At 73.7% G+C, this 12,780-nt stretch carries 9 protein-coding genes and 1 pseudogene; 4 read left to right on the top strand and 6 right to left on the bottom strand.

Features of this window, described 5'->3' with window-relative positions; genetic code table 11:
* From ACIPK3_RS18285 to ACIPK3_RS18265, 5 genes are read right to left on the bottom strand one after another with little or no spacing between them, the layout of a single operon-like run.
* Positions 1 to 870, bottom strand: coding sequence for a biotin-dependent carboxyltransferase family protein (locus ACIPK3_RS18285; RefSeq protein WP_402570820.1), 870 nt, complete (start codon positions 868 to 870; stop codon positions 1 to 3).
* A complete protein-coding gene (locus ACIPK3_RS18280; RefSeq protein WP_402570818.1) occupies positions 867 to 1,484 on the bottom strand; it encodes an allophanate hydrolase subunit 1 in 618 nt (205 codons plus the stop codon). The genes ACIPK3_RS18285 and ACIPK3_RS18280 overlap by 4 nt, the downstream gene beginning before the upstream one ends.
* Complete coding sequence (locus ACIPK3_RS18275) at positions 1,481 to 2,239, bottom strand: LamB/YcsF family protein (protein WP_402570816.1); 759 nt, start codon at positions 2,237 to 2,239, stop codon at positions 1,481 to 1,483. Before ACIPK3_RS18275 ends, ACIPK3_RS18280 begins: the two co-directional genes overlap by 4 nt.
* Before the next feature lie 57 nt (positions 2,240 to 2,296).
* On the bottom strand, positions 2,297 to 3,181 hold the full coding sequence (locus tag ACIPK3_RS18270; protein WP_402570815.1) for a putative hydro-lyase: 885 nt from the start codon (positions 3,179 to 3,181) through the stop codon (positions 2,297 to 2,299).
* The gene (locus ACIPK3_RS18265) at positions 3,178 to 4,497 is read right to left on the bottom strand and encodes an MFS transporter (RefSeq protein ID WP_402570813.1); all 1,320 of its coding nucleotides are present in this window, start codon (positions 4,495 to 4,497) and stop codon (positions 3,178 to 3,180) included. Before ACIPK3_RS18265 ends, ACIPK3_RS18270 begins: the two co-directional genes overlap by 4 nt.
* 143 nt (positions 4,498 to 4,640) lie before the next feature.
* Between ACIPK3_RS18265 and ACIPK3_RS18260 the strand changes: the two genes are divergently transcribed.
* From ACIPK3_RS18260 to ACIPK3_RS18245, 4 genes are all read left to right on the top strand, one after another.
* Entirely contained in the window at positions 4,641 to 5,336 is a 696-nt protein-coding gene (locus ACIPK3_RS18260) for a GntR family transcriptional regulator (protein ID WP_402570812.1), read from the top strand.
* A gap of 156 nt (positions 5,337 to 5,492) precedes the next feature.
* Entirely contained in the window at positions 5,493 to 7,019 is a 1,527-nt protein-coding gene (locus ACIPK3_RS18255) for a hypothetical protein (RefSeq protein WP_402570810.1), read from the top strand.
* A gap of 49 nt (positions 7,020 to 7,068) precedes the next feature.
* Positions 7,069 to 7,947, top strand: a complete 879-nt coding sequence (locus ACIPK3_RS18250) for a hypothetical protein (protein ID WP_402570809.1) — start codon at positions 7,069 to 7,071, stop codon at positions 7,945 to 7,947.
* A 51-nt stretch (positions 7,948 to 7,998) separates the two neighbouring features.
* Positions 7,999 to 12,684 carry a hypothetical protein gene (locus ACIPK3_RS18245; protein WP_402570807.1) on the top strand — a complete coding sequence of 1,562 codons (4,686 nt, stop codon included), beginning with the start codon at positions 7,999 to 8,001 and terminating at the stop codon, positions 12,682 to 12,684.
* Here the strand turns inward: ACIPK3_RS18245 and ACIPK3_RS18240 are convergent.
* Positions 12,681 to 12,780, bottom strand: a pseudogene (locus ACIPK3_RS18240) (IS481 family transposase); the annotation flags it as partial. The gene ACIPK3_RS18245 and the pseudogene ACIPK3_RS18240 overlap by 4 nt on opposite strands.

Below are 12,780 nucleotides of genomic sequence, written 5' to 3'. Positions count from 1 at the left end.
TCAGCGGCGGCGTACGGCGACGAAGCGGACCGGGGTACCCGGCACCGCCTGCGCGGCCGCCGCGAGGTCGGCGGCGCGCACCACCGCGATCACCGGGTAGCCCCCGGTGGTCGGGTGGTCCGCCAGGAACACCACCGGGCGCCCGTCCGGGGGGACCTGTACCGCGCCCAGCACCATGCCCTCGCTGGGGAGTTCACCGGGCCGGGACCGCTCCAGGGCGGGCCCGTCCGTGCGCAGTCCGATGCGGTTGCTCGCCGACGCCACCCGGTAGGGGAGCGAAGTGAGATCGCGTACGGCCTGCGGCGTGAACCAGTCGTCGCGCGGGCCGGGCACCACCCGCAGGACGAGTTCGGCCGGCGGCCGCGGCTGCGGGGCCGTGTCAGCGCGCGCGGGCGGCCCGGACGGGATGCCCAGCGGCAGCACGGCTCCGTCCGCGAGCGGCGGCGGACCGAGGCCGGACAGCAGGTCCGTGGACCGGCTGCCGAGCACCGGCTCCACGGCGACGCCGCCGCCGAACGCCACGTATCCGCGCACCCCCTCGGCCGCCGCGCCCACCTCCAGCACCTCCCCGCCCGGCACCACGACCGGCGCCCCCCAGGCGACCGGACGTCCGCCCACCCTGACCGGGCTCGGCGCGCCGCCGACCGCCACGGTGACCGTCGAACGCGGGCGTACGGCACAGCCGTCGAGCGTGGTCTCCAGGACCGCGGCCTCGGGCGGGTTGCCCACCAGCCGGTTGACGAGCGCCGCCGCGGGCGCGTCCAGCGCGCCGGACCGGGGCACTCCGAGATGGGCGTACCCGGGCCGCCCCCGGTCCTGCACGGTGGTCAGGGCTCCGGCCCGTACGACGACCAGCGCACGGTCGCTCATGCGGCGCCCGCCGGGACGAAGCGGACGCGGGCGCCGGGCGACAGCAGGGCGGCCGGCACGCGCGCGTGGTCCCACAGAACCGCGTCCGTGGTTCCGATCAGCTGCCAGCCGCCCGGCGAGGAGCGCGGATAGACCCCCGTGTACGGGCCTGCAAGGGCCACCGCTCCGGCCGGGACGGCCGTGCGCGGAGTGGCCCGGCGCGGCACGTCGTAGCGGGTCGGGAGCCCGGTGAGATAGCCGAACCCGGGCGCGAAGCCGCAGAACGCGACGGTGAACTCGGCGGCCGCGTGGATGCGTGCCACCTCCCGCTCACGGACGCCCCAGTGGGCGGCGACTTCGGCGAGGTCCGGACCGTCGTAGCGCACGGGAAGCTCGACCACCTCACGTGTGCGCGGCGGAGCCGGCGGCACCTCGGACGCGGTCAGTTCGGATGCCAGACGGACCGGGTCGTCAAGACCGTCCAGGAGGACCGTACGGGCCGCCGGGACGATCTCGCGGACCGTCAGCGACCCCTCCGCGCGGCGCCGCAGCAGCTCGGCGTGCAAGGCCTGCGCCTCCCGGCCGGAACCGACCTCGATGAGCAGCCCGCTGTCGCCCACGGGCAGTGCCCTCATGCGAACGCCTCCACCCGGACGCCCGCCGCCACCAGCCGCTCGCGCACCCGGCGGGCCAGCCCGACCGCGCCGGGAGTGTCCCCGTGCAGACACAGTGAGCTGGCCCGGACCTCGAGGCGGCCGCCCGACTGCGCGGTGACCGTGCCGGAACGGGCCAGCTCCAGGGAGCGCGCCACCACCGCCTCCGGATCGCTCAGTACCGCGCCGTCCCGCCCGCGCGGCACGAGGGTGCCCTCGTCGGTGTACGCGCGATCCGCGAACGCCTCCGTGACGGCCGGCAGACCCGCCTTCCGGGCGTACTCCAGCAGGCGTGAGCCGGGCAGCCCCAGCACGGGGAGCGCGCCCCCGGCGAGCCGCACGCCGTCGATCACGGCACCTGCCTGCTCCTCGTCGTGCACGACCCGGTTGTAGAGCGCGCCGTGCGGCTTCACATAGGCCACGCGCGCGCCGGCCGCGCGGGCGAAGACTTCCAGGGCGCCGATCTGGTAGGCCACCTCGGCGGTCAGTTCGCCCGGCGGCACGTCCATCGCGCGCCGCCCGAACCCCGCCAGATCCCGGTAGGAGACCTGCGCGCCGATCGTCACCCCGCGTTCGGCCGCCAGCTCGCACACCCGGCGCATGGTGGCCGCGTCCCCGGCGTGGAATCCGCAGGCCACGTTGGCACTGGTGACGACGGACAGCAGCTGTTCGTCGTCGGTCAGCCGCCAGCGGCCGAAGCCCTCGCCGAGGTCGGCGTTCAGATCGATCGAGGTCATGGATCTTCCGTGTCTCCGTCGTCCGGTGTGGTCCTGTGCTTTCCGGTCGCCTTGCCCTCAGGCCACGCGGTAGTGCTCGTCGCGGGTGTCCGTGAGGAACATCTGGCCCGGCGCGTGGGTGATCGCGAACGGCGGGCGCGAGGCCGTCACCGCCGCCTGCGGGGTCACCCCGCAGGCCCAGAACACCGGGATGTCGTCCGGAGCGGTCTCCACGGGGTCGCCGAAGTCGGGCCGCCCGAGGTCCTCGATGCCGAGCGCAGAGGGGTCCCCGCAGTGCACGGGGCTGCCGTGCACCGCCGGATACCGGCCGCTCTCCCGGATGGCGGCCGTCAGGTGCTCCGGTGGCACCGGGCGCATGGACACCACCAGCGGGCCGCTCAGCCGCCCCGCCGGGCGGCACGGGCGGCTGGTCACGTACATCGGGACGTTGCGGCCCTGCTCGACGTGCCGGATGGGGACGCCCGCCCCGGCCAGCGCCCATTCGAAGGTGAAGCTGCACCCGATCAGGAACGACACCAGGTCGCCGCGCCAGTGGTCGCGCACGTCGGCCGGCTCGTCCACCAGCTCCCCGTCCCGCCACACCCGGTAGCGCGGCAGGTCGGTGCGCAGATCGGCCCCTTCGGCGAGCACCGTGGTCCAGGAACCGGCGTCCGTCACGTCGAGTACCGGGCAGGGTTTCGGGTTGCGCTGGCAGAACAGCAGCATGTCGTACGCCCAGTCGGCGGGCACCGCGATGAGGTTGGCCTGGGTGTGGCCCGCCGCCATGCCTGCCGTGGGACCCGTCAGGCCGTCCCGGAACCGGGCCCGAGCGGTTCTCGCGCTCCACGCGCGCGGGTGCGCGTCGACGGGGGTCGGGGGGCGGTCGTCCGTGACGAGGGCCGGGGGAGGCTCGTCCGTGACGAGGGCCGTGGGATGTCCGTCCGTACGGGGCTCCCGCCTCACGCCAGTTCCTTTCCGCGCGTCTCCGGAAGTCCGATCAGCGCCAGGGCCGCGATGCCGTATCCGACCGCCCCGAAGACCAGCGCGCCGCCCACGCCCCAGCTGTCGGCCAGGAAGCCCACCAGCGTGGGGAAGACGGCGCCCACCGCGCGGCCGGTGTTGTAGGTGAAGCCCTGCCCGGTGCCGCGGACGGCGGTCGGGTACAGCTCGCTCAGATACGACCCGAAGCCGCTGAAGATCGCCGACATGCAGAACCCGAGCGGGAAACCGAGCACCAGGAGAAGCGTGTTGGCGCCGTCGGGGATGCGCGCGTACACGAGCACACAGACCGCGGACAGCAGCGCGAACAGCCAGATGTTGCGGCGCCGGCCCAGCCGGTCGGTGAGGGCGCCGCCGGTCAGGTAGCCGAGGAAGGCGCCCGAGATCAGGAAGGTCAGATAGCCGCCGGTACCGACCACCGACAGCCCGCGCTCCGACTTCAGATACGTGGGCACCCAGGTGGCCAGCGTGTAGTAGCCGCCCTGGACGCCGGTGGACAGCAGGCACGCGAGAACCGTCGTACGCAGCAGACCCGGTGAGTCGACCGTGCCCGGCCGGAAGATCGCCCGGAACGAGCCGCGCTCCGTGCTCTGTTCGCGTACGGCCGTCGCCTCAGGTGCGTCGTGCACCCGGCGGCGCAGCCACACCACCAGCAGCGCGGGCAGCGCGCCGGTCCAGAACATCACCCGCCAGGCGAGGTCGTCACCGGCCACCGAGAAGACCAGCGTGTAGACGACCACGGCGAGTGCCCAGCCCACGGCCCACGAACTCTGGACCGCGCCGAGCGTGCGGCCGCGGTGTCTGGCGCTCGCGTACTCGGCGACCAGGATCGCGCCGACCGCCCACTCACCGCCGAAGCCGAGGCCCTGGAGCGCGCGGAACACCAGCAGGGTCTCGAAGTTCGGTGCGAAACCGCAGGCCACGGTGAACACGGCGTACGTGATCACCGTGATCATCAGGGCTCTGACCCGGCCCACGCGGTCGGCCAGCACGCCCGCCACGGCGCCGCCGATCGCGGAGACCACCAGCGTGACGGTGGTGAACAGGCCGGTCTGGCCGCTGTCCAGGCCGAAGTACGCCGCCAGCGCGACCATGCTGAGCGGCAGCGTGAAGTAGTCGTAGGAATCCAGGGCATATCCACCGAAAGCGCCCGTGAAGGCGCGGCGGCCGTCGGGGCCGAGGGCGCGCAGCCAGCCCAAGGCGCCGTCGCCGGTGCCGTGTTCGTCCCGGGCGCGCCGGGTGGTGGTGGAAGGGGCCTGCTGTGGGGGAGTTGAGCTCATGGGCACCTCGCAGGTGAGGGACGGAGGGTGCGGGAACTGAGCCGTGCCGTATGGCGTGTCGTGCCGAGTACCGTAGAGGATCGTTCAACGATCCTTCAATAGGTACGTTGTTTTGTCCTGCCGACTGCGATTGAATTCCGGGCATGGCAGAGCAGTTGACGGGACTGGCCGACGATCGCGCCCTTCTGGGCCGTACCAGTACGGCGGAACGGGTCTCGGACATCCTCAGGAGCCGGATCGCGGAGGGCTTCTTCCCGCCGGGCACCCGGCTGTCGGAGGACAGCATCGGCGGGGCGCTCGGCGTCTCCCGCAACACCCTGCGAGAGGCGTTCCGGCTGCTCACGCACGAGCGCCTGCTCGTCCACGAGCTCAACCGCGGTGTCTTCGTCCGGGTCCTGACCGTCGAGGACGTCGAGGACATCTACCGCACCCGCGCCCTCGTCGAGAGCGCCGTCGTACGAGGGCTGGGTGAGCCGCCGTACGCCCTGGACGGCCTCGCGTCGGCGGTCGAGGAAGGGCAGGCGGCGGTCGCCGGGAACGACTGGAAAGGGTTGGGTACCGCCAACATCCACTTCCACCGGGAGCTGGTCGCCCTGGCCGGCAGCGAGCGCACCGACGAACTGATGCGCAGCGTCTTCGCCGAGCTGCGGCTGGCCTTCCACATCGTGGACGACCCGCACCGCCTGCACGAGCCCTACCTCGCCCGCAACCGCCAGATCCTCCACGCACTCCAGACCGGCGACCGGCACGCGGCGGAACAGCTCCTCGAGACCTATCTCGCGGACTCCCTGGAACGCGTCGTGGAGGTGTACCGGCGCCGGGTCGGCGAGGACGGCTGACCCGCGCACACCGACGGACCGCCGACACGTCGCCGGACGCCCCCGACGGACGGGCCCCGGCGCGGGTGTGACGCGCCGCTGCGACGGGCTGCTGTGACGGGCGTCGCTTCTGCGTCGTTTGGGTCGTTGTCAGACCGAGGACCTAGTCTGTGCACCGTGACTTCACCCGCATCCACGGACAGCGCTCCGCCCCAGCTCAGCGCGGGCCCGCGCCCTGCTCCGGGTCCGGCCGCCGACGAGGGGCTGGCCCGGCGGCTGCGCGCGCTCGCCTGCACCGCGCCGCTGCACGACCTGGACGCGCGCAAGGCGAATCTCGCGGGTGAGTACTCGGTCTACGGCATGGCGGAGGTGGCCCTCGCCGCCATCGACCTCGTCACACTGAACATGGACTTCGACACGGGCGCCGACCACGACCAGATAGTGGCGAGGCTCATCCCGCGCATCGCCGCCCAGGCCCCGCAGCGGCCCGCCGCCGAGCACGAGCGAGTGGCCCGCTGGGTCCTGGAGAACCTGATCAACGTGGGCAGCGTCGACCGCGGCTTCCGAGCCGTGTACGGCACGTTCGCGCCGGACGGCACCTATGTCCGTCGTGACTACGACTTCAAGCTGATCGAGGAAGTCCCCGGCCCCGGCGGCACCGTCTATCTGCGCACGACGGACGAAGCGGTCAACGTCCTGGTCGGCGCGCTCGACACCGACGTCACGAGCGCCCAGATCGCCGCCGAGGTCAAGCTGGAGATCCTGATCAGCCGCGGCCGCCTCGCCGACGCCCAGCTCGCCGCGGAGCAGGCCCGCTACCGGACCGTGCAGTACTCCGAGACACTGCGCCGGGCCCTGGACGCGACCCGCCGCAACGTCCGCGCCGTGGACTGGCTCAGCGCCGTCCCCGACATGATCGCCGAGGCCCTCGACCACGTCGCCGACCGCTACCGGCACGAGAACGCGATCCTCACCAACATCCGCAAGGCCCGCGACGAGAGCGAGGACCCGGAGCACAAGCGCCGCGCCGCCGAACTGGTCGACATCGTCAAGGACTGCATCCGCCGGCACACCCAGCTCCAGTCCCGGCTGCTGGAGGCGGGCCCCCTGTTCCGCGCCGAGCAGGACCGGCAGGCCTTCGCGACACCCATGACCACCTCCGGCACCGACCTGTACGGCCACCTCCTCGCACCGGCCCTGCCGTTGCCCCTGGAACAGGCCATCCGGGTCACCGACGCCTTCTTCGCCCGGGGCACCGGACTGCGCACCCCCGGGTCGGTAAGGGTCGCGGACCTCGTGGAGATGCTCCTGACACCCCCCGTGGAACGGGAGCACCTCGGCGCGGAGATGCCCGAACCCGACCTCATCGCCACACCGGACGACAGCCGGTTCAGCGACGAGCAGCTGGCGGCCGCGCGGGCACTGCTCGACCTGCCCGCCGACGCGCCGAGACGCCTGTCCGGGCTGCTCGCGGACGCGCGCCGGCAGGACACCGACCTGCCGTACCTGGTGGCGCTGCTCGCGGTGCACGCGGCCAGCCCGCCCGTCGGCACCGCCTACCGTCAGGGCGAGGAGAAACTGCTGTTCGCCGTGGACGACGGGACGGAGCTGGACGATCACGAGTTCGGCGGTGCCGATCTCATCGTGGGCACCGCCCTGCTGGACGCGGCCGGGATGGCGGCGGACCGGACGGAGGCGGCGTGAATCGAACCGGCCGTAGGTACGAACGTCAGAGCAACAAGGAGCTGGAACCGTGACCGAGCCCGTCGACCGGGGCGAGCCAGAGCCCACCGCCGCGCCCGCGGGCTCCGTCGTCACGCCCGCCGACGCCGCCGACGCGGCACGGCTCGTCGCCTTCGGACTCCAGCCCAAGACGCAGCCCGCGCGGGACCAGGAGTACGCCGAACTGCTGCGCCGTTACCGCGAGAACCCGGCCTTCGCCCGGCTCGCCGACGCGGTGGCGGCCGGACTCGGACTGGTCGTGCTGGAGGTCTCTCCGCGCGCCGGCATGGCCGTCACCGCCGCCGAGGACTCGGTGTTCGCCGTGCGCATGGGCGACTACGCGCGTCGCGCCTCCGCCGACTCGAGCGACCGGTTCCTGCACGGACTCGCCCATCTCGCCGTCGCCGCCCTCGCGTTCCCGAGGCCCGAGGACCTCGCCGACGACGGCTACATCGGCCGCATCACCGTCAACGGCGTCGACGCCTTCGTCCGGCAGGCCTGCCGCCGCCTGGAAGAGCGGGCCGACGAGCAGGGCGAGAACACCGACCCCGCCACCGACGCGCCCGCCCTGGAGGCCGCCTGGCGCATCTGGGCCAGACGCAGCGCGACCGGCGCGACCAAGGACGCGCGCCGGCTGGCCGGTTCGACCACCGGAATCGTCGGCAAGGCGGCAGCGTTCCTCACGGACTCCGGCTTCCTCCAGCGCACCGGTGACGAGAGCGGCGGCACCTACCGCACCACCGCCCGTTACCAGCTACAGGTGCGTGACATGGCGGCCAGCGCCGCGATGGCCGAACTCCTCGACCTCGGCGTCGTCCCGGTCACCGACGGCACCGCCAGCCTGCTGCCCGGTGAGGACACCGAGGACCTGGACCTGGTGGCCGACGCCGGGCTGCCGTTCCACTCCTGACCAGCGCACCAACTTCCTCAGACCCACGAAGACTTACGACGAGAGTCCGCCATGTACGAGCTGTCCCGGGTCCGCCTCTACTCCATCGGGCCCGCCGGTGCGCGCTATGCCGACACCGTGCTTGACCTGCGGGGCGTGGGCGAACCGGTGCCCGACCCCGCCCCCACACAGGCGGAGTTCTTCGAGGAGGAGCCGGTCGGCCCGCCGCGCCGACCCGCCCCGGCCGGAGTGCTCTTCCTGGAGAACGGCGGCGGCAAGTCGGTCCTGCTCAAGCTGATCTTCTCGGTGATGCTGCCCGGCCACCGCAACACTCTCGGCGGTGCCAGTTCCGGCGTGCTGCGTAAGTTCCTGCTCGCCGACGACTGCGGGCACGTCGCCCTGGAGTGGCAGCACACCCTCACCGGCGAGTGCGTGGTGGTGGGCAAGGCGAGCGAGTGGCGCGGCCGCCAGGTCTCCAACGACCCGCGCAAGTTCGCCGAGGCCTGGTACTCCTTCCGGCCCGGCCCCGGACTGAGCCTCGACAACCTCCCCGTCGCCGAGTCCACCGCCGTACGTCCGCCCGTCGAGGGCACCTCCGGCGCCCAGGGCCGCCGCCGCACCATGAAGGGCTTCCGCGACGCCATCACCGAGGCCGGAAAGGCGTATCCGCACCTGGAGGTGCACTGGGAGGAGATCCACGACCGCTGGATCGAGCACCTGGGCGACCTCGGCCTCGACCCCGAACTCTTCCGCTACCAGCGGGAGATGAACTCCGACGAGGGCGAAGCGGCCGGACTCTTCGCGGTGAAGAAGGACTCCGACTTCACCGACCTGCTGCTCCGCGCGGTCACCGACACCCGCGACACCGACGGGCTCGCCGACCTCGTCAGCGGCTTCGGCAACAAACTGGGCCGCCGCGCCGAACTGATTGCCGAACGCGAGTTCACCGCCGGCTCCGTCGATCTGCTCGGCCGCATCGTGGAAGCCGCCGAGACCCGCTCACGCAGCCGCGACATCCACGCCGGAGCCGAACGCCGCACGCGGGCGCTGGCACGGCGGCTGTCCGCACGCGGTGTCCGCGAGCGGGTGCGAGCCGCCGACCTCGCCCAGCGCGTCACGGCCGCCGCCTACGCGGTGACCCACTCCGAGGGCGGCCGTGAGCGCAGCTCGCTGATCGCCGCCGAACTCGCCTACCGGCACGCCTCGCTGGCGCTCGCCGCGGGCGAGAAGTCCGCCGCCGCGCAGAAGCGCGAACTCGCCGACGCCCGCACCCTGCACTCCGCCTGGCAGGCCGCCGAAGCCGCACTGCGCCACCGTGCCGCCGCCGACCGCGTCGCCCGCGTCGCCACCGCGATCCAGGAGGCCGAACGGGACGCGGCCCCGGCCCTGGCCGCCCGCGCCAAGGCCGCCGTGGACCTGGTGCGCGTCCTGCACACGGCCGCCGCGAGTGCCGAAACCCTGGCCAACGAGGGAGAGGAGCGCTCCGCCGCGCTCCAGGAGGCCGGTGAGGCCGCCCACCGTGACTCGACCGCCGCCGCCACCGAGGCCCAGCGTGCCCGCAGCGAGGCAGGCCATCTGCGCCAGCGGCTGACCGAGGTCGAGCAGGAGACCGCCGAGGCCGTGCGCGCGGGCTGGCTCGACGACAGCACGCCCGACGCCGACCCGGCCCGCGCCGCCCTCGCCGCCAGCGACGCCGAGAAGACGGCCGTCGCCGCCTGGGACACCGCGCGCGAGACCGCCCGCAAGGCGGCGGAACACGCGCGCGAAGCCGCCTCCGCCGAGTCCCGGGCAGAACTGACGGCGGCCCGCGCCGCGGACGCGGCGACCGCCGTCGAACGCTCCCACGAGGCCGAACGCCGTCTCGCCGAAGCCCTCGCGGAGGAGCCGCGGCTGGGCGACCTCCTGAGCCTGCCGCAGGCCACCACCGGTCCGCGCGCCGCAGTGCCCGCACCGCGGACCGGAGTGGACGGCGGCCCGACGGACGCCGGCACCGCCACCGGGGCCGAGACCGACGACGCCGGCACCCGCGGCCCGTCCGGTGAGGGCCGCATGACCCCCGAGGACCTGGACCGTTTCGCCGACGAACTGCGCGAACTCCTCGACGACACCGTCTCCTCCGCCGAGCGCCACCTCTTCGACCTGCGCACCGCCGCCGCGGACGACGCCCGCATCCTCGGCGCGCTCGGCGACGGCGGCCTCCTGCCGCCCGGCCCCGACGTGCTGGCCACCGTCGAGTTCCTCGGCGAGCACGGCATCCCCGCGCTGCCCGGCTGGCGCTATCTCGCGCAGGCCGTCGACCCGGCCGACCACGCCCGTGTGCTCGCCGCCCGGCCCGAGCTGGTCGACGGCGTGATCATCACCGACCCGGACAGCCACGCCCGGGCCCGCGAGGTACTCGGCGACGCGGCCCTGCTGCCCCGGTCCGCCGTCGCGGTCGGCACCGCGGCGGCCCTGCTCGCCCCCACCCCGCCCAGCGGCGACACCACCGACGTGTTCCTCGTCCCGCCCAACCCGGCCATGCACGACGAGCACGCCGCCGACGAGGAACGCCAGACACTGCGCGCCCGCGCGACCGAGCGCGACGAGGAGATCCGCACGCTGGCCGGCCGTCTCGGCAAGGACCGGGAACTGGTGGCCCGGCTGTCCTCCTGGCGTACCGGCTGTCCCGCCGGGCGGCTCGTGGAGCTGGCCGCCGCCGCCCGCCACGCACGCGCGTTCGCCGAGGAGTCCGAGGCCGAGCTGGCCGAGGCACGGACCCTGCGGGCCGAGGCCGACGAGGCCGCCGCCGAGGCGGCACAGGCCCGCGACGAGCGGCAGGAGGCCGCACAGCGTGCGCGTCGCGCCGCGGACGCCCTCGCCGGACTCGCCTTCCGACTGCGCGAGCGCGCCGGCTGGCAGGCCAGACTGCGCGAACTCGCCGACGAGGCAACGGAGTCGGAGGCCCGGGCCCAGGTCTGTCTGGAGCGGGCACGTGCCGCGGACGAGGACCGCCGCGCCGCCCAGCGCGCCGCAGACGACGCCCGGCGCACCGCCCGCGCCCTGCGCGCCGAACGCGCGGAGATCGCCGGCGCCCCCGACGACCTGCCCGAGGACGACTCGGACGCCCCCAAGGCGTCCCTGCCCGCCCTCCGCGAGGCCTATCGTGCCGCCTCCCAGGTGTACGAGAAGGTCGGCGTCGGCGCCGACCTGCGTGCCGAGCAGGCCCGCGCGGAGAGCGACGAGAGCGCGGCCCGTGCCGAGCTGGACCGGCTCAGCAACAAGGTCCGCACCCGGGCCGAACAGATGCTCCAGTCGCCCGACGGCTCCGACGGACCGTCCCGGCAGGCCGCCGCCGCCCGCGCGGAGGAGCTGGTGCAGCTCCTGGAGACCCGGATGTCGACCGCGAGCGAGCAACTCGGAAGGCTGCGCGGCGAGGCCGAACGGCACGCGCCCGAGGACGGCGAGCGGCACACCGAGCTGCCCGAGGAACTCGTTCCCCGCGACGCCGAGCACGCCCAGGCGCTGCTGCGCACCGCCACCGCCGAACTCGCCTCAAGGACCGAGGCATTGGCTCAGGCCCGAGACGCGCACGCCGAACTCCTCGCGGCCCACCGCGCCGCCGAGGACGCGGCCGGAGGCTTCGACGAGATCTCCGCGATGCTCCGCGACCTGCTGCGGGAGCACACCCCCGACGAGGAGCAGGAACAGCCCGAGCCGTACCCCGGCAGCCTGGAGGACGCCCGCCAGTCGGCCGCCGAGGCCCGCCGCTCGCTGCGTGGCTGCGCCACCGACCTCTCCACCGCCGAGTCCGCCGTGCGCGAGGCGAGCGACGTCCTCGTCCGGCACGCCAACTCCACGCGTTACGAGCAGGTCCGCACCCCCGCCCGCCAGCAGATCCGCGAACTCCCCGCGGCCGCGCTGCCCGAGCACGCCCAGCGGTGGGCGGAGGCCTTCGCGCCCCGGCTCCGTGTCCTCACGGACGAGCTGGCGCAGCTGGAACGCAACCGGGACTCGATCGTGGACCGGCTTCGCGGGCTCGTCGAGTCCGCCCTCGCCACCCTGCGGTCCGCGCAGCGGCTGTCCCGGCTGCCCGAGGGACTGGGGGAGTGGTCCGGCCAGGAGTTCCTGCGGATCCGCTTCGAGGAGCCCGACCAGGCGACGTTGACCGAGCGGCTGGGCGAGGTCATCGACGAGGCCACACGTTCGGCGGTGAAGAAGAACTCCGACCTGCGGCGAGACGGAATGTCCCTGCTGCTGCGAGGCGTGGCCGCCGCGCTCCAGCCCAAGGGGGTCGCCGTCGAGATCCTCAAGCCGGACGCGGTGCTGCGTGCGGAGCGGGTGCCGGTCGGACAGATGGGCGACGTGTTCTCGGGCGGACAGCTGCTCACCGCGGCCATCGCGCTGTACTGCACGATGGCGGCGCTGCGGTCGAACGACCGGGGCAGGGACAAGCACCGGCACGCGGGCACGCTGTTCCTCGACAACCCGATCGGACGCGCCAACGCCACATATCTCCTGGAGCTCCAGCGAGCGGTCTCGAACGCCCTGGGAGTGCAGCTCCTCTACACCACCGGCCTGTTCGACACGACCGCGCTGGCGGAGTTCCCGCTGGTCATCCGACTGCGCAACGACGCCGACCTCCGGGCCGGTCTCAAGTACATCAGCGTCGAGGAACACCTCCGCCCGGGACTGCCGCAGCAGCCCCAGGCGGGGGAGACGGTGCACAGCGAGATCACAGCGACACGCATGTTCAAACGCCCGGCTTCTGCAACCCCCTAGGTGTATTGACCCGCAGGGTTGTTGACACGGCTGATGGGTGGTTGGCCTCCGAGTGCGGTGTGGCAGCGATGGTAGTTGTAGGTGTGAAGGAAGTCG

This window comes from Streptomyces sp. NPDC086787 (genome assembly GCF_044745865.1).
Lineage (GTDB): Bacteria > Actinomycetota > Actinomycetes > Streptomycetales > Streptomycetaceae > Streptomyces.
The sequence above is the reverse complement of the archived record's forward strand: the minus strand, read 5'-3'. Positions and strand labels throughout refer to the sequence as shown.